Source organism: Klebsiella sp. SWET4, from assembly GCF_024296565.1.
Taxonomy (GTDB): domain Bacteria; phylum Pseudomonadota; class Gammaproteobacteria; order Enterobacterales; family Enterobacteriaceae; genus Klebsiella; species Klebsiella variicola.
The window spans coordinates 765,366-782,401 of record NZ_JANCOB010000001.1; the positions used below are offsets into that span (position 1 = coordinate 765,366).

Consider the following 17,036-nt stretch of genomic DNA (forward strand, 5'->3'; position numbering starts at 1 on the left):
GATGATCCTTGCATTAACAGCGTTAACCACCGCCAAGGTGAATGAAATTTAACAGAATGGTGATGACCACCCAGGCCAGCAGCAGAAAGCGTCGTTTATCGCGTCGAGCTTCCAGCGCAGCGAAATAATTAGCGCTGTACCAGGTTGATATAATAATAGCCAGCGTGATGATGACCTGCCAGACCACTTCGCTAAAGCCCGTCACGATGCTTATCGCGCGAAAGCAAAGCACAATCGCGATGCCGTTAAGCGCGTTACACATCAACCATCCCCACAGGCTTGAGGGACGGCTAAAGAAATATCCAAGTCGTAAAACCAATGTCGTATACACCTTGCCAAAATAATCGCGCTGTAAAATGCAGTTTAATGCCCGACGAGGTATTGATATAAATCAAAATTAATGGAATAGCGCAGTAATCACTGGCATGCAGCGATCGCTGCATGGCAATGGAAAGGCGTAGAGAACGGTGGGTAAAAAACGAAATCACTTGTTTTTATTGGTTTTTTTAAAATTGATTGTGGCAGTGAAATATTCTCCATGGCCCATTTAACAATATGACGGTAATTTCCATTGTTATTATTTTATGTGGCTCTATCACCAGCTAAATTAAAACCTATTTACTATTCACCGCTGGCCGCTTGCGGGAGTGGTCTGAAACAGCCGGAGCCAAGGCTCCGGCTGGCGTCATACCTAATGAGGCAAGGCATTATGTTGCAGAATTTTCAGGAAGTCATTTTTGTCTGAAATTAATGACAGCGCGTTAGCGATCAGTTCATCGCTAAATATCGAGGCAATTTCTTTGAGCACATCAATATGCTCTTTTTCTTTCGCGATGACGCCGATGGCAATAAACATCACGTTGCTGCGATCCCAGATAACGCCATCAGGGAACTGAAAGATCTCAATGCCGGTTTTGAGAATGATATCCGTCGCGGATTTCGGCAAATGTGGCAAGGTGATGCCATTCCCCAAAAAAGTGGAAACCTGATGTTCACGCTCCAGCAGAAAGTGAACGCACTCCTGATTCACATATCCTTTGGCTTTACACTCCGCGCCAATCATAGCGATCACTTCCGCTTTATTACTGGCCTTGCAGCCGATATGCAGATTATCCAGCGTGATGTTATCGATCATAGCCAACCTCCCTGGTGAGACGCGTAGATTTTTTACCCTCGTGATTCGATGACAGCTCTTCTTCTAACTGCTCGAGCGATTTATTGGAGGTCTCCGGTAGGGCGAAGACCACGAACAGAATCGCTAAGTAGTTGATGGCTGCGAAGATGAAGAAGACCGGCCCAAGGCCCAGTTTCGCCTGCAGCAGCGGGAACAGGTAGCTGACCACCGCGTTCATGATCCACATGAAAAATACCGAGATCCCCATCGACAGCCCGCGGAATTTCAACGGGAACAGCTCAGCTAATACCACCCAGGTAATAAAGCCCATGGAACCCTGCATCACACCGACGAACAGCGCGCCCAGCAGCCAGATGGCGGTGGCTTTCAGATCGCCCACCAGGGTGTAATCGACAGCGGCGATAATCAGGTGCAGCGTGGCCATAATGGCAAAGCCGTAGATAATGATCGTCTTACGTTTGAAACGGTCGACAAGGAACAGCACGCCAATCAGCATACCGCCGACGGAGAAGACACCGTTCAGCACGTTACAGATCAGCGAGGTACGCTCTGAGAAGCCGGCAGCATTCAGAATTTCCGTGCCGTAGTACATAATGACGTTAACCCCAGTAGTTTGCTGCAACGCGGCCCAGGTAATACCGACCAGCAAAATTTTGAGGATCCATGGCGTTTTGAGGATAGTCGTGAAGGTGCCCTGAGCGCTGTACTTATTGCCGGCTTCAATTTTGATCAGGGTGGAGATGTCGTCATACTCCTTCTGCGCGCGTTCCGCCGGGCGGATCTGTTTGAGAATATGCAGCGCTTCCTCGTGGCGATTTTTGCTGATCAGCCAGCGCGGGCTTTCCGGCGCGCGCCACATGCCAACAAAGAGGCAGACAGCGGGAATGGCCTGTACCAGCAGCATATAGCGCCAGACGTCCGGCAGATGGCCCCAGATGATGCCAATGATCGCGTTGATGGCAAACGCCGCCAACTGGCCAATGACGATGGCGACTTCATTCAGGCCGGTCAGCTTACCGCGCATCTCGGTAGGCGCCACTTCCGAAATAAAAGTGGGGGCAGTGACCGACGCGCCGCCGACGGCGTAGCCCAGCAGGGCGCGGGCAATCAGCAGGGTGGTGATATCGGGAGCTGCGGCGGAAAGCAGGGCGCCGATAAGAAAAATAAAGGAGAGGAAGAGTAAATATTTGCGCCGGCCGAAGAAGTCGGCAAACTTGCCGCCAAACACGCTGCCCAGCGCGGCGCCGATCAGCAGGACGCTCATCACCAGCCCTTCGGTAGTCGGGGTCAGCGCCATGTACTGCTTCAGTGAGGAAAAGGCGCCGTTGATAACGCCGGTGTCGTAACCGAAAAGCAGGCCGCCGAAGGTGGCCACTAAGGTGATCTGATGAAGTCGTTTTCTCTGTTGCTGGTTCAGGTTTGTTATAAATGACATGGTAGTCCCTTTATTTTATTGAACGACACAAGATAAAAATACATCTCCCCAGTCAGGATTTATTACGCCTGTGTTGTCGTATCTAACTGAACTAAATGATTTTTCTTCTTTGTGTAATTGCTCAGCACATGGCAGGGTACGCTCAGCAATGGCGGTCAAAGAGGTTTACGGCTTGGTGTTGACATGGATGTAGTCGATATCCGTTCTCCTTTTCGGGTTAGCGGTCTTCAGTGCGTCGGCAGCGCCGACGTCTGCCGGTGGACAGCGCCCTGGTGTGGCACGTTGCTGTCGTTGCGGCGATTTATCGTGATAAGAATATGGCACAAAGAAATGGAATGAGAATGCTACAAGATCACATTATGAAAATTTAATTTCAAATTGGTGTTGCAGAATGGTAAATGCATGAAGCCAATCACAAAGGATGGAGGGAGCATATCCCCATGAAAACCAGGTTAAATTTACAGGCCGGTAATAATGATGTTGTTTTCAGTAGGTTAATGTAAATCAAAGAATACAACGCAGATCACATTTTTACGCCATAATATCCTGGAATAGAATTTATATTTCATTACTTTGATCAGGGTAAAACGAGGATGGCGGCCTTCTGGCAACGGTCTGGAGGGGAAGAAAGCCCGTGGGGGAGGTTATAGGATGAATGTGTGGCCGGCGGGAACGCTGGGTAAAAATGCAGAGAAGGGGGATCCTCTGCATTTTACCCATCACGAAAAAGATCAGTGCAGTGCGGGCCAGTAGCCTTCGTTGGCGACGATCAGTTCATCGAGGATGGCTTTCGCCACCGCGGCGCTGGGCACCGTTTTCGATAGCGTAATGGCCTGCCACAGTTTCTGGTAACTACCCTCAACCCAGGCGTCAACCACCAGCTTTTCGACCGCCACCTGCTGCTCCATCAACCCTTTCTGGAACGACGGGATTTTCCCCATCGCCAGCGGCTCCGGGCCATTGACGCCCACCAGGCAGGGGACTTCCACCATCGCCGTCTCATCAAAGTTGGCGATCGCCCCGTTGTTCTCAACGATCAACAGCATCCGCTCCTGGGTGTTAAAAGCGATGGCGCAGGCGAGGTCGACGATAAAGGTGGCATGGGCCCCGGCATGAAAATGCGCGCCTTCCGCCGTGCCCCGACGGGTAATCTCCCGGGCCATATCGAAGACCTCTTTTTCACGTCCGGCCATCACCTCGTTCGCCCGCGTAAAGTCTGGATCGGCGTGCGCCACCTCATAGTCAGGATAGAGGTAGTATTTCAGATAGGTGTTAGGCAGTGTCGACGGATCGAGGGCAAACACATCCTTCACCTTTTTAAAGGTTTCGATCCAGCTTGGCGCTTTATGCTGAAAATCTTCTTTTGGACTGCTGTATCCCTGTTCCGCCACGTGACGCTTCAGCGCCGGCATCAGATCGTTACCGGCTTTATCGGTGATACGGGTCCACCAGCCGAAATGGTTCAGGCCATAGTAGCGGACGTTCAGCGCCTTGCGCGACGGCAGGCCGAGGATGTCGGCAAACAGCCCCTCGATAGCCACCGGCATATCGCAGATGTTGATGATGCGCGCGTCGGGTCGCAGGCGACGGGTGGCTTCCGCGACGATGGCCGCCGGATTGGAATAGTTGAGCATCCAGGCGTTCGGAGCGTATTGCTGCATATAATCGACCAGCTCCAGCACCCCGGCAATGGAGCGCATGCCGTAGGCAATCCCACCCGGACCGCAGGTCTCCTGTCCCGGCACGCCATATTTTAACGGGATCTTTTCATCCTTTTCCCGCATTTCATACAGACCGACGCGAATATGCGCCATCACAAAATCGACGTCAGTGAAGGCCGCCTGCGGATCGGTGGTATAGCTGAACTTCACCTGCGGGAAGCGTTCTGCCACCAAAATAGCGCAGGCGTCGCCGATCGTTTTCTGACGCTGGTGATGGTTGTCGTACAGACGGATCTCCCGCAGGGGAAAGCGCGACATATTTTCCAGCAACATCATCACAATCCCAGGGGTATAAGTACTGCCGCCGCCGGCAATCGTGACCACAAAGTTATCTTTCATTTACCACCTCGTTATTCAGTAACACCCAGACTGGCGTTGACCGCCGTTCGAATTTTGTTAACCCCCAGGCCATAGATCACCTGGACATGGTTGCCTTTAATCAGCACGCTGCTCCCGCCGCTCTCTTTCAACAGCGACTGCTGGATGAGGGCGGGGTCGCGCACATCGACCCGCAGACGGGTAAAACAGTTTTCCACTACGCAGACATTCTCTTTTCCGCCCAGTCCCGCAATCACCAGCGTACCTTTATCGGCAATCTCGCTTGCCTGGCCCGTCTGCTCGGAAGGCTCCGCATCGGCAGCCGCTTCACGGCCCGGGGTGAGCATCCGCAGACGGGTAATACAGAAGGTGCCGACCAGGTACATGGTGGCGGTCTCCAGCAGGCCGAGGGCGACAAATACCGGCCAGCGCGTCACGCTGGCGCCGGCAGGGAGGTTATAGACGACAAAATCGATAAGACCGTTGGTGGCGCAGACCCGCACGTGAAGCAGCCAGGCCAGCATCTGGAAAAAACCGTCCAGCAGGGAGTAGATAAGCCACAGCAGCGGGGCGGTGAAGATAAAGAGAAACTCAAAAGGTTCGGTGATCCCCACCAGAACGGAGGTCACAATTAAGGGGATCAGCGTGACTTTAAGCCGCTGCTTATTCTCCGGTTTCGCCGTACGGTAGAAGGCGAGCGCCATGCCGGCGGTGCCGAAGATCTTCACCATCCCGTAGGTTAAAAACCGGGCGGAATCACTCAGCGCCCCGATGGGATGACGGGCGATTTCGGCAAGGAAAATAGGCTTGGCGCCAATAACCGTTTGACCATCAATCAGCAGCTGTCCGCCGATGGAGGTAAAGACAAACGGCGACCAGATAAGATGATGCAACCCGGTCGGGATCAGGAACCGGTTGAGAAAACCGTACAGGAAGACCCCGATGGCGCCAAAGGATTTCATAAAGCCGGTCAGCGCCGAAATGCCCAGCTCAACCACCGGCCAGAGATAGACGGTGGCGATAGCAAACAGGCCAACCAGCGGTAGCATCACGATCAGCACCAGCTTACTGTTGCCGTAGATCGACAGCGCGCCGCGAAACTCAATGCCGACCACGCGGTTGTGGACAAAGGCGACGGCGCAGCCAAGGATAATCCCAAGGAACACGCCCATATCAATGACCTGAAAGCCAAAGATAAAGGTTTGTCCACTGCCGTACAGTTGCGCGTTGGTGGCACCGGACGCCAGGCGATGGGTCAGGGTCAGCCAGCTATTGTTCGCCGCCAGATACACCAGCCAGGTCATCGCCGCCACGAAGGCCGCTTCGGCTTTGCGGGTTTTCGCCAGGCCGCTGGCCAGCCCAAGGCAGAACAGAAACCCGAGATGGTTCATCAGCGCCCAGAGCATACTGGAGACGAATTTCCCCAACAGGTAGAGCGCGCTGCTTTCATCCACCCACAGCCGGTTGGTGGTCATGCTGAACAGGGCGATCAACAGGCCGATAGCCGGCAGATATAGCACCGGCCCGATCATTGCTTTGGAAAAGTCCTGAAGCTTTTTCACGCCAATCATGGTTGTCCTCTCGTCTTCGCAGACCTGATGAATAGGCTTATCAGACTAGGAGCAGACCACCGGGATCCCGAGCAGGAAAAGGGCCATCTGTGATGAAAGTCATACATATTGTTGCTGGACAGATATATAAATATGGCGAGATTTATAGATGAGTTAGTGTTGAAATTTTCGCTGCAATGTAAAAATAATCTTTTATTTACATTAAATTATTCGCTTAGCTGTTTGACGAGCGCCACCTTAGCGAGACATCTAAAAGTGATTTATAAAAAGATTGCCACTGAACTGAAGGCCCGCATCAACAGCGACGACTATGCCGTCGGCGATATGCTGCCCAGCGAAAAAGCGCTCGCTGCGGAGCTGCAGGTCTCGGTGATGACGCTGCGCAAAGCGTTGGCGCTACTGGAGGAGGAAAAGCTGATCGCGCGGCGGCACGGCAGCGGAACCTGCATTGTGCGTAAAAGTAACTATCACGGGGGAGAACTGGAGGGCTTTAACTACCAGATGCAGGTGGTAGGCGTCACCAACTACCGTAACAAAGTCATTGAATTCACGCTGCTTGATGCTCCTCCGGCCATCGCCCAGCAGTTAAAGATCCAGCCGGGGGAAAAAGTTTACTACGTCAGGCGGCTGCGGCTAATTGATGAGGTCCCGATCCTCGTGGAAAACAGCTATATTCCATTCGCCACCTTTCCCTGGCTCAGCGTGGGTAACCTCGAGCAGTCTAAATTCAACTATTTCAAAAAAGAGTGTCATATCACCATCATCGAGAGCCACCGCAGCTATACGCCGGTGCTGGCGACCCGCGAGCAGGCCGAGCTGCTGCAGGTGGCGCCAAACAGCCTCCTGCTGCGGGTGCAGTCGGTGAGTTATGCGCAAAACCGGGCGATCGTCGATTTCTCAGAGATCTACCAGAACACCAGTAAGTACAACGTGAAGCACATTACTCGCCGCTAGCGGATTCAGATCAGCCATCCCCTGGCGATCAGCTCCATTCCCAGCGCCAGCAGGAACAGCAGAAAGCCCTGACGAAAGCGTCGCGGGCTGAGACGCGAGCGGATCCACTGTCCCAGCCACATGCCGAGTAGCGCGGGCAACAGCGCCAGCCCCGACAGCAGCAGCGAATCAGCATGCCAGCCATCGTGCAGGGAGAGGCCGGCCGCCATCGCCAGGGTGGAGAGGGTGAACGACAACCCCAGAGCCTGCACCAGTTCGTCTCGACGAAAGCCCAGCGTCTGCAGCCAGGGAACGGCCGGAATAACAAATACCCCGGTCGCCCCGGTGATAACGCCGGTCAGACCGCCCATGAGCGGCGACAGCCACTTCTCCACGCGGGCGGAAACCTGCAACGCCGGGCCACAGAGCGCATACCCGGCATAGGCTATCAACACGGTGCCAAGCGCCAGCGCTGAGCACCGAGGATTGAGGCTGATCAGCAGTGACGACCCCGCCAGCGTTCCCATAATAATCCCGGTCATCATAAGCCAGAGGCGGCGCACAATCTGCGCCAGCGCGGGGCCAGCCAGCAACTGGCAGAGATTGGTTAACAGCGAGGGAAGTACCAGCAGCGCCGCTGCGGCCTGCGGCGGCATCAGCAGACCAAGCAGGCCCATCGCCACGGTGGGTAATCCCATGCCGGTCACCCCTTTGACCAGTCCGGCGGCGATAAAGATCAGCAGTAAATAAAAGATGTGGAGATCGAACATCACGGCTCACTTTTCAGGATAGAAAGGGACATTGAAACCACTGGTCGCTAAAGCCACAATGCGGTATGTTGCCCTAAGACTACGGGAAAACCGAAGGGTGGGGAGGGTGTGATGCGGATGGATCTGGCCGATCTGCGACTGTTTATCGCCATCGTGGATAGCGGCAGTATTACCGGTGGGGCCGCCATGGCCCATCTCGCCCTGGCCTCCGCCAGCGAAAGAGTGCGCAAGCTGGAGGCAGAGGTCGGTGTTCCCCTGTTGCAGCGTCATGCTCGCGGCGTGACGCTGACTGAGGCCGGGGAGGTACTGGCGCGCCATGCACGCCCGCTTCTTGCGCAGCAGCAGCGTCTGCGCCAGGCGATGAGCGCCTTCGCCCGCGGTCAGCAGGGGACGCTGCGGCTGTTCGCCAACACCTCGGCGATGTCGGCTTTTCTGCCGGGCAAGCTCGCCGCCTGGATGGCAGCGCATCCGGCGGTGCAGATCGACACCGAAGAGCGCACCAGCGCGGATATCGTCAGCAGCATTCTGGCGGGTGTGGCGCAGGCTGGAGTGGTGTCCGATGCGGTCGACCCCGGGCCGCTGCATCTGGATCCTGTCGCCGATGATCCCCTGGTGCTGATTGTGCCGCCGACTCACCCTCTGGCCGGCGCGAATGAAGTGGCGTTTGCGGCGGTCATCAACGAGCCGCTGGTCGCCCTCTACCAGACCAGCGCACTGCAGCAGCATATTGAACAACATGCCGCCGGGCTCGGCCAGGCGCTAAACGTCCGGGTCCGGATGAGCCATTTTGAAGGGCTTTGCGAGATGGTGGCTCACGGCGCCGGCGGGGCGATCCTGCCCCGCGTCATTGCCGAACGCTACCAGCAGCGCTACCGGTTTGCCGTCATCGCGCTGCAGGATCGCTGGGCACAGCGCCGCCTGTGTCTGTGTTATCAGGATGATGCCCGGCTGACGCCAGCGATGCGCCGTTTGCTGGCGTGGCTCCGACAGCCGTGAGACCATGAGTGACAGCGTCACTTTTTATGGCGGTTATTGCTACTGACATCCGTGTCAGAGATGCGATAGTAGACGTCCGACATTTATTAACACGCGAATCAGGACAGACAAGATGAGTACATTACCAAAGGTCGCGGTGCTGGGACTCGGCGCCATGGGACATGCTTTTGCCAGCAATCTGCTGAAGAAAGGCTTTACCGTCGCAGGCTGGAACCGTTCGCCAGCACGCGGCGAAGATTTACAGGCGCAGGGATTATCCCTGCATACCACGCCGCAGCAGGCGGTCGCTGATGCCGAGGTGATCATCAGTATGCTCGCCGACGGTCAGGCTACCCTCGAGGTACTGGCGCAAATAGCGCCTGCCTGTCAGCCGCAGGCGATCTATTGTCAGATGGGCACCATTGGCCTGCCGGAGACGCAGGAGGCTATCGCCTTGCTGCGGGCGCTTCAGCCGGCGATGACCTTCGTCGATGCCCCGGTTTCAGGGACCAAAGCCCCGGCGGAGAAGGCGCAGATCCTGGTGCTCGCCAGCGGAGATCGTGAAAAGTGTGCCGCTGCCGAACAGGTGTTTGCGGCTATCTCCCGCGGGACGCAGTGGTTTGGCGAGGCCGGCAACAGCCAGAAAATGAAGCTGGTCCTCAATGCCTGGCTGATTTCGATGATGCAGGGCATCGCGGAAAGCGCCCAGCTGGCGAAGACGCTGGGCTTTACCCCCGACCAGCTCTGGAGCGCTCTGGAAGGCGGCCCGCTGGCCGCACCGTATGTCAAAGTGAAACTGGATGCCATCGCCAGCGAGCAATTCGCGCCGCAGATGCAACTGGCGCATGCGCTGAAAGATGCCCGGCTGGCGCTATCCCTGGCCGAGCCGCACACCATGCCGGGGCTGGATAACATTGCCGAACTGTGGCAGCAGGCGGCGGACGCGGGATATGCCGGACAGGATTTGTCAGCGGTATATCAGTGGCTGTCGACGTCGGCGAAAGCGTAGTACCGCATCCTCAGGAAAAAGTGGCCGTGGTGGCCACTTATCCAGAGAAGAGTTATTTCCCGGAGAGAGCCGGGCGAGTGTCGATCCCTTCGTCAATGCGCTTGATCATATAGGGAAAGAACGGATTGGAAGACTGACGCATCAGCGAGTCCAGACCCACAACCAGCACCGAACGCTCGCCGCGAGCAGCAAACGTGCCGAGGCTGATCCCATATTGATTCAGCGGATGGGGATAGCGCCCGTACAGCGAATCGCTTAACGGGAAGGGGAGCGCGACATGAGAAAGGGAGTATACGTCCGGCAGGTAGCGCATTCCCTGCAGCTTTTCCACTGTGGTGTCTGTTTTCCCGGCAGGTGTTGTGCGGATTTCCATATCGGTACTGGCTGAATTCGCGTTAGTGATGATCGTGGTCTGATAAGCGCGTGGCGGCGCGGTCAGCAATCGCGCCAGCGCGGTGTAAGACGTCCGGCGTAATAATGAATTAAACCTGACGGCATGATTCAAATCGAAGAGGACAATTTCACTGCCATTTTCCGGCAAACGGTTATACAGCGCCGTCACGATCGCCCGCGTACTGACCGTTGAATCCACAACGGACTGAAAGGTCAATACCGGCGGTAAGCTGTTAAGTCTGTGATTTCTCGAGTCAGTCACTATCTGCTTTTGCAGCGCTTTGGTCAGCAGGAAGGACTGCCGGGCGGCGTTCGTCGGGAAGGAGTTATATTTGAACGGATTAAACTCGGGCATGATGTTTAACCATGCGGCTTTCGAGAAGGCGGGAAGAAACGCGGGCCAGCCAGCGAGGCCGGAAAAACGCGCGAAGCTGGTAATACCGATCATCGGAGAAATCAGGATCACCCGCTGGGGTTTTGCCAGTTCGGCATTATCCAGCGCGTCCAGCGAATATTTCATTGCCAGCGCGCCGCCGTTGGAAAATCCGACGATATGCAGGGGCACATCATTACCCGTCAGTCGTTTCGCTTCTCTCACCGCAAGGCGCGTGGCGGCAAGCCAGTCCTGCCAGTCCACATCGGTCAGCCCGGCGGGAACCGTCCCATGGCCCGGTAATCTGATACCGATGGCGACATACCCCTGTTGCCGGTAATTTTCAGCGATATGCCGCAGGCTGTAGGGGGTATCTGTCAGACCATGCAGCAACACCACGGCGCCTTTCGGTTTGCCATCCGGCATCATGATATATGACCGATTCCAGTTGGTTGGAAACGAGTCCGGATAGATGGGGCTGTGACTATAGTAACGATTCAGTTCGGTTTGCTGCTCAGCGTCCAGCTTATCGGTAACCTGGCGTTTTACCTCACTGAAGAGCGCATTCTCTTTGTTGATGTAATCGTTCCAGTCAGCATTGTCGATTTCATCCGCGCCCATCTCATGCGGAACCCAGGTATGCCAGAGCTGCAGCTCGGGTCCGCGCTGAATGTCATAAAGGCGTAGTCCCAGAGCGCCAACGATCAACAGCAGCAGGGACAACACGATACGTTTTAACCAGGTTACCCATTTCAACGCGTAGCTTCCTTTCTTAATGACATGTTTTCTGAGTATAAATAAACATGGTCAGGGAGATTTACTTTTTTACGCAGGACGGGGCGTGAAGCGCGCTGAGCGGTTCTATGGCATTGGGTTTAGCGATGCAAGACCAGTGGACGGATCCATCAATGGCCAAGCGCTTACTGGCTGACGGCTTCAGCGGGACAGCGTCGAACATTCGCCCTTTATGTCATCTCTTAATAAACAAAAATTCCAGCGCCGTCCGTCACTGCGCAACTCGGTGATGCTGAGCGGGTGAACGTCGATACGTGCAAATGAGTGAAGTGGGGCGCCGAGAACGTTGAGGAGCATGGCACGGATAGTGGAGGCCGACGCAATTACACCGTGTCGGCCTGGAATATCGACGTGTTTTGCCAGCCAACGGCCACAGCGCGCCAGCAACTGAGCACGTGACTCTCCGCCCGGCGGCGGATCGCCCTCCAGCCAGGCCAGGAAAGCGTCGGCGTCTTGCGTCATCACCTCACGTACTGGCCGACCGGCCCAGATGCCGTAGTCGGGTTCCGCCAGCTCCATCACCGGGGTACCCTGTAAAGAGAGCGCTGCGGCAGTTTGTCGGGCGGCGGTCTCCGGGGAGATCCAGACGCGGTGACAACGGGCGACACGGCTTTGTAACTGACGCGCCCGCTGCCATTCCCGCGCCTCCAGAGGGTCATCACAGGGGAAATGTGAACCTCGGGACGCTGCCGTTTCTCCCTGACAAATCAACGTTAGCGACGCTCTCATGATGTTAACCGCGGCGGAAGGCTGGGCGCTGCACACCTGTCGCCGGCGTGCGTTCGGCTAAGGCACCGAACGCCACACCGATGACGCTCCAGAGCACCAGGTGCGTGCCGAAGGAGCTGATACGGAAACGCCATAGCAGGTCCGCCGGGAAGTGTTCGGGCACTTCGTTCACTGTCGGCATCAGGGCACAAACCACGAGCATCAGCGCCACCGCGAACAGCGTTGCCCACATCATCGCATTCCCTCTACCGAGGCGCGGTATTAGCTGATGTGATAACCACGCGGCCGCGATGACGATGCCGATGGAAAGCAACATCATGACGAAGTACAGTTCGGTACGATAGCCGATGGTCTCCGGGTTACCGACCGCGGGCGGATTGGGTGGGTATTTCAGACCAGGCATCAGGCTCATGACCAGAAAGCCGACCAGCGCCAGGCCTAACGCTAACAGACGCGGGTTCGATGGTCCGAAGCGCTGATAGCTAAAGGCCCAACTCAGCGCCAGACCGCCGCCCAGCGCTGCGCCGAACAGCACCATGCCGGCCATTAGCCCGATCCCGGACTGGGTTTGACGGCTAAACACCTCTTCTTCACCGCCGTCAGCCGACGCGCTGTGTTGGTGTGAATGAGTGGCCAGACTTTCTTCAATCCCGATAGCGCGATCGACCTGCGGCTCGCCGAAATGGTGTGCAAAAGCAAATGCCACCAGTCCAGCCAGAATGCCTGCTATCATCCCCTTGAATAATAGTTTCCCAATCATGTCCGCCTCCTTAGTGGCAGGGAAAACCCAGCAGATGTCGTGCGTCGTGGAAGAATTCATGCACCTGGGTGCCGGAAAACATCGACGTCGCACCTTGTTCCGCACCGACGAAATAGATCGCTAACAGTGCCAGCAGGGTGGTAAACAGTGCCCAGGGCAACAGCGCCGCGACCGGTATCGGAGTGGCCGGGGTGTTGGTGGTAAGGGTAATATCGCTCATGATGTAACTCCGTTGTTAATTTGGCTGATGGAAGATTGTGCCGGGCTCACCGTGACCGGAACGCCGAGTGGAAGCGAGTGGTGGTTATGCGCCGGCGGACAGCTGGCATTGGCCAGGACGATCGGCTGACCATGCGGCGTGTTGATATACGCCAGTCGCCATTCCTGGGTCCGTCGGCCAATGTCATCCGGTGCGGTCAGGTGGAGGGCGGTGATCATGTTCTCCATTGCTGTCGCCCACTGGCGATAGTAGGCATCGTTCACACTTTCGCCGGGTTGCGCCGGAGCCTCCTTGATCGCTTCGCTGAACGTCCGTACCCATTCTGCCCACGGGAACAGCCCCGCCCGGTGCAGATGGACGATCAGGGAGAATGCTTTCGCCTGCCAGGGCTTATCAAAAACCGGCCCCTCCTCGTCGCGGGGTAACCCGACGGCGGCGTAATCATGCTGTGTCGCAATGCTCATGCTTCCTCCAGATAGTCGTCCCACAGATCGATGTACACGTTGTCCGGGCGCGGCGTGCCCCACAGTTCCAGCGCGGTGAAGCTGACGCTGTAGACGTGCTGAGGATGTTCGCCCAGACCGTGCGCCGCGGTGTCCGGCGTGATGAACACGCCATGATCGGTCTCAATACGGCCGATTTTCCCGCGCACGTAACGCGGCAGGCGGGTGTGGGTGGTTGGGTTGATGTTTTTTGCCCGAACCCGGTCTCCGGCCTTAAAGCGGGGAGCAATATCGTGACTGACGCGCGCGGAGGCGCCGGTACTGACAACCATCGCCACGATGTCCTGCGTCAGCACCGGCGTGCCCGGAGCGCAGGGGGCAGGGGTCGAGCCACCCCAGAGTTCATCGGCGGTGATCACCCCTTTTTCCAGCAGCAGCGTTTCAAATGCGTGCAACCAGTGCTCGTAGTAGCTCGCCTCCAGGTAGTGGGCTGGATCCATGCGTTCAATGGCGTGGCGGAATTCATCCACATTGAAATGTCCGCCGACGAACAGCGAGGCGAACAGCGGAAATACCCGGCGCTCCCATTCATGATGGAAATACGGCTCATTTTCCTCGTTGAGGATCGGCCCGAGGCCGTGCATACCGCCCAGATCATGTATCCCGTTCATGGTTTTCTCCTCTTATTATGGCGCGGCGACCAGGCCGGTGCCGATCATGGAATCGCGGGTGACCAGTTCGATCAGCTGCGCTTCGCTCCAGCCGTCGGTACCCGCCGGACGTTCTGGCAGGACCAGATAGCGCAGTTCCGCACTGCTGTCCCAGACGCGCACCTCTTTACTTTCTGGAATGTTTACCCCGAATTCGGCCAGAACGCCGCGCGGGTCGATAACGATACGCGAACGATAGGGGGCCGATTTGTACCACACCGGTGGCAGACCCAGCACCGGCCAGGGGTAGCAGGAACATAATGTACAGACGGTCACGTTGTGCACGTCCGGCGTGTTCTCCACTACCTGCATGTCTTCACCCTGCACGCCGGAGAAACCCAGCTCGGCGATGGCGGCTGTGGCGTCCGCCAGCAGCCGACGTTTATACTCCGGATCACTCCACGCTTTAGCGACCACCTGCGCGCCGTTACGGGGGCCGACCTTGTGCTCATAAGTGTCAATCAGTTCATCCAGTGCCGCCGGGTCAATCAGTCCTTTCTCCTGTAGCAGGGATTCCAGCGCCCGGACGCGTAGCTCGATGTCCGCCGGCGGTTCAGTATGGTCGTGGTCGTGTTGATGGCTCATTTTATGGTTCCCGATGGTTAAGGGTTAAAACATCCGCCAGTCGCCGGAAGCTTCAAATGCGGCGGCGGCCTGATAAAGGGTGCTTTCGGCGAAGTGGCGTCCTACCAACATCATTCCTACCGGTAAGCCGTCGACCAGCCCACAAGGGAGAGTCATTGCCGGATGGCCGGTAATATCCTGCGGCGCGGTATTGCCGATCATTTCAAATGCGCGGGAGATGTATTCGGTAATGGAGCAGTCAGGTTCCGGTAATGGCTGAGCGACAAGCGGTACAGTGGGCATCACCAGCAGGTCGAAGTCCGCCAGCGCCCGGTCATAGCCCGCACGCGCGCGACGCGCGATATTCTGCGCCTTGGCATAGTAGCGGCCATGGTAGCGTTCCAGCCCGTACTGGCCGACGAACATGCATATCTTCAGCGATGGGGAAAGCGCATCGGCGTTGTCACGCCACTGGGCGTGCTTGTCCAGCAGCGCTACGTCATATTGTCCTTTCCAGTTAAAGCCCATGCCGTTGCCATGCATCATCTGCGCGGTCAGCCCCTCGCAGCCGATAGGGGACCAGAGCGCCCCCGCCAGGCTATGCTCCGGTACCGAAATCTCGCCGACCGTCGCGCCCAATTCCTGCAGACGGGCGACGGCAGCGCGAACTTTCTCCGCGACTCGCGCATCCAGGTTCGGCAACTGAAAACCTTCGGCCATAATGCCGATCTTTAAGCCACGGACTCCCTTACCGAGCGCCTCGGTATAGGCTTCCACTTTGGGAGCATACTGACGTGGGTCCAATCCGTCCGCGCCGGCAATGACCTCAAGGACTAAGGCATTGTCTTTTACGCTGCGGGTCATCGGCCCGGTATGGTCGAAAGTGGCTTCGATCGGCATGATGCCGGTATAAGGCACCAGACCGTGGGTCGGTTTCAGGCCATAGAGGCCACACCATGCGGCGGGAATACGCGCCGAGCCCCCTTGATCGCCCCCCATGGCCAAATCGACTTCCCCGGAAGCGACCAAAGCGGCGCTGCCAGAAGATGAGCCACCGGCCGAGTAGCCGCGGCGCAACGGGTTATGCACTGGCGCCGGATCGGAGGTATGGCTGCCTCCCGACAAGCAGAAGTGCTCGCAGGTGGCTTTGCCGAGAATAGTCGCGCCGGCATCCAGCAGTCGGGTGGCAACGGTGGCGTCGTAGAGGGGGACGAAGCCTTCCAGCGTCGAGGCGCCGTTCATCATTGGTACGCCAGCCAGCGCGATGTTGTCCTTGAGCACCACGGTGCGGCCGGCCAGTTTACCGGTTGCTGCACCTGTCACCTCGGTCTTGTAATACCAGGCATTAAGCTGGTTTTCGTCGCCTTCAGGACGATAGCCGGCGGCGCGTGGGTAGTGCACCGCGGGGATCTCGTCGGGCAGGGCGTCAATGAGATCATAGGCGTCGAAATTGGCCTGCATCAGCGCCAGATATTCTTCGGCTTGTGCAGGCGTCAATCGTATGTTTAGCCGACTGGCGAGCGCTTGCAGCTGTTCAATGGTAGGACGTTCAATAGCCATGGAGTTCCCTTTATATGGTGTTTGCCAATGCAACCTGCCTTCAACATAAGCCCGAAATGTCATCACTACATGGTTGTGCAGGTCAGTCATTTGGCTGAGACGGACACCCGCCTGTTGCGCGGATGTCCGTCCTCGGTTAAGACGGTTTATCTGTTTTCGGCCAGTGAATGCCGACGCTTTTCATCCCTTTGGTGACGTCCATGTCAGGATGCGCGAGTACCACATCCCGGTATGAAGGGCTGCCGATGACGGCGGGTTTGAACTGGGTCAGGAATGCGGTAACCTCTTCACGGATATCCTGCGGAACGTTGAAGTTCTCGTAGCATTCATCAATTGCCTCGAATACGGCTTTCCAGTGCACTTCGGTCAGACCCATTCCGCGGTGCGCGGTTACCATATCTCGTCCCCGGTAGACCGTGTTGCCGCCCCAGTGCTTGCACAGAAAATCGACAAAGTTGATATGCTCTTTCTGGAACGACGATTCGGATACGTGCGCCCAGATATGGCCGATATCGGGATGCTTCATACAGGTCTTCAACACTTCTCCTGCGAAAGCGTAAACGGCGTCATAACCACCGAGACGTTCATAAAGTGTGGGTTTTTGCTGCTGATCGGTCATGAT

At 56.7% G+C, this 17,036-nt stretch carries 18 protein-coding genes; 3 read left to right on the plus strand and 15 right to left on the minus strand.

Features of this window, described 5'->3' with window-relative positions; genetic code table 11:
* Positions 1-22: 22 nt before the first annotated feature.
* From NKJ21_RS03995 to NKJ21_RS04015, 5 genes are all read right to left on the minus strand, one after another.
* Entirely contained in the window at positions 23-262 is a 240-nt protein-coding gene (locus NKJ21_RS03995) for a hypothetical protein (RefSeq protein WP_008804905.1), read from the minus strand.
* A gap of 429 nt (positions 263-691) precedes the next feature.
* Positions 692-1,135: a PTS sugar transporter subunit IIA gene (locus tag NKJ21_RS04000; RefSeq protein ID WP_008804904.1), complete on the minus strand. Its 444-nt coding sequence runs from the start codon at positions 1,133-1,135 to the stop codon at positions 692-694.
* Complete coding sequence (locus tag NKJ21_RS04005; RefSeq protein ID WP_023322608.1) at positions 1,125-2,570, minus strand: sugar porter family MFS transporter; 1,446 nt, start codon at positions 2,568-2,570, stop codon at positions 1,125-1,127. Before NKJ21_RS04005 ends, NKJ21_RS04000 begins: the two co-directional genes overlap by 11 nt.
* 731 nt (positions 2,571-3,301) lie before the next feature.
* Entirely contained in the window at positions 3,302-4,630 is a 1,329-nt protein-coding gene (locus NKJ21_RS04010) for a 6-phospho-alpha-glucosidase (protein WP_008804902.1), read from the minus strand.
* 11 nt (positions 4,631-4,641) lie between these two features.
* Positions 4,642-6,180, minus strand: a complete 1,539-nt coding sequence (locus NKJ21_RS04015) for a PTS transporter subunit EIIC (RefSeq protein ID WP_008804901.1) — start codon at positions 6,178-6,180, stop codon at positions 4,642-4,644.
* Positions 6,181-6,435: 255 nt separating this feature from the next.
* Between NKJ21_RS04015 and NKJ21_RS04020 the strand changes: the two genes are divergently transcribed.
* Positions 6,436-7,134 carry a GntR family transcriptional regulator gene (locus tag NKJ21_RS04020; RefSeq protein ID WP_012541735.1) on the plus strand — a complete coding sequence of 233 codons (699 nt, stop codon included), beginning with the start codon at positions 6,436-6,438 and terminating at the stop codon, positions 7,132-7,134.
* 5 nt (positions 7,135-7,139) lie between these two features.
* Here the strand turns inward: NKJ21_RS04020 and NKJ21_RS04025 are convergent, their stop codons facing one another.
* Positions 7,140-7,883 (minus strand): sulfite exporter TauE/SafE family protein, encoded by a 744-nt coding sequence (locus tag NKJ21_RS04025; protein WP_208777900.1) that lies wholly within the window; start codon positions 7,881-7,883, stop codon positions 7,140-7,142.
* Between the two features lie 111 nt (positions 7,884-7,994).
* Here NKJ21_RS04025 and NKJ21_RS04030 point away from each other — a divergent pair, with 111 nt between their 5' ends.
* Both NKJ21_RS04030 and NKJ21_RS04035 read left to right on the plus strand, forming a co-directional pair.
* Positions 7,995-8,879 (plus strand): LysR family transcriptional regulator, encoded by an 885-nt coding sequence (locus NKJ21_RS04030; RefSeq protein ID WP_012541733.1) that lies wholly within the window; start codon positions 7,995-7,997, stop codon positions 8,877-8,879.
* 112 nt (positions 8,880-8,991) lie between these two features.
* Positions 8,992-9,867: an NAD(P)-dependent oxidoreductase gene (locus NKJ21_RS04035; RefSeq protein ID WP_008804897.1), complete on the plus strand. Its 876-nt coding sequence runs from the start codon at positions 8,992-8,994 to the stop codon at positions 9,865-9,867.
* 52 nt (positions 9,868-9,919) lie between these two features.
* Here the strand turns inward: NKJ21_RS04035 and NKJ21_RS04040 are convergent, their stop codons facing one another.
* The 9 genes from NKJ21_RS04040 to NKJ21_RS04080 all read right to left on the minus strand — a co-directional run bounded on the left by NKJ21_RS04040 (position 9,920) and on the right by NKJ21_RS04080 (position 17,033).
* On the minus strand, positions 9,920-11,389 hold the full coding sequence (locus NKJ21_RS04040) for a carboxylesterase (RefSeq protein ID WP_049153459.1): 1,470 nt from the start codon (positions 11,387-11,389) through the stop codon (positions 9,920-9,922).
* Between the two features lie 180 nt (positions 11,390-11,569).
* Complete coding sequence (locus NKJ21_RS04045) at positions 11,570-12,157, minus strand: histidine phosphatase family protein (protein ID WP_012968231.1); 588 nt, start codon at positions 12,155-12,157, stop codon at positions 11,570-11,572.
* A gap of 4 nt (positions 12,158-12,161) precedes the next feature.
* The gene (locus NKJ21_RS04050) at positions 12,162-12,917 is read right to left on the minus strand and encodes a CbtA family protein (protein ID WP_008804894.1); all 756 of its coding nucleotides are present in this window, start codon (positions 12,915-12,917) and stop codon (positions 12,162-12,164) included.
* A gap of 10 nt (positions 12,918-12,927) precedes the next feature.
* Positions 12,928-13,137, minus strand: a complete 210-nt coding sequence (locus NKJ21_RS04055) for a CbtB-domain containing protein (RefSeq protein ID WP_008804893.1) — start codon at positions 13,135-13,137, stop codon at positions 12,928-12,930.
* Positions 13,134-13,601 carry a nitrile hydratase accessory protein gene (locus tag NKJ21_RS04060; RefSeq protein ID WP_012541729.1) on the minus strand — a complete coding sequence of 156 codons (468 nt, stop codon included), beginning with the start codon at positions 13,599-13,601 and terminating at the stop codon, positions 13,134-13,136. Before NKJ21_RS04060 ends, NKJ21_RS04055 begins: the two co-directional genes overlap by 4 nt.
* Positions 13,598-14,251, minus strand: a complete 654-nt coding sequence (gene nthB, locus NKJ21_RS04065) for a nitrile hydratase subunit beta (RefSeq protein WP_012541728.1) — start codon at positions 14,249-14,251, stop codon at positions 13,598-13,600. The genes NKJ21_RS04060 and nthB overlap by 4 nt, the downstream gene beginning before the upstream one ends.
* A 15-nt stretch (positions 14,252-14,266) precedes the next feature.
* The gene (gene nthA, locus NKJ21_RS04070) at positions 14,267-14,875 is read right to left on the minus strand and encodes a nitrile hydratase subunit alpha (protein WP_008804890.1); all 609 of its coding nucleotides are present in this window, start codon (positions 14,873-14,875) and stop codon (positions 14,267-14,269) included.
* 24 nt (positions 14,876-14,899) lie between these two features.
* Entirely contained in the window at positions 14,900-16,414 is a 1,515-nt protein-coding gene (locus tag NKJ21_RS04075) for an amidase (RefSeq protein ID WP_048268422.1), read from the minus strand.
* Between the two features lie 136 nt (positions 16,415-16,550).
* Positions 16,551-17,033, minus strand: coding sequence for a group 1 truncated hemoglobin (locus NKJ21_RS04080; protein ID WP_008804888.1), 483 nt, complete (start codon positions 17,031-17,033; stop codon positions 16,551-16,553).
* Positions 17,034-17,036: the final 3 nt, after the last annotated feature.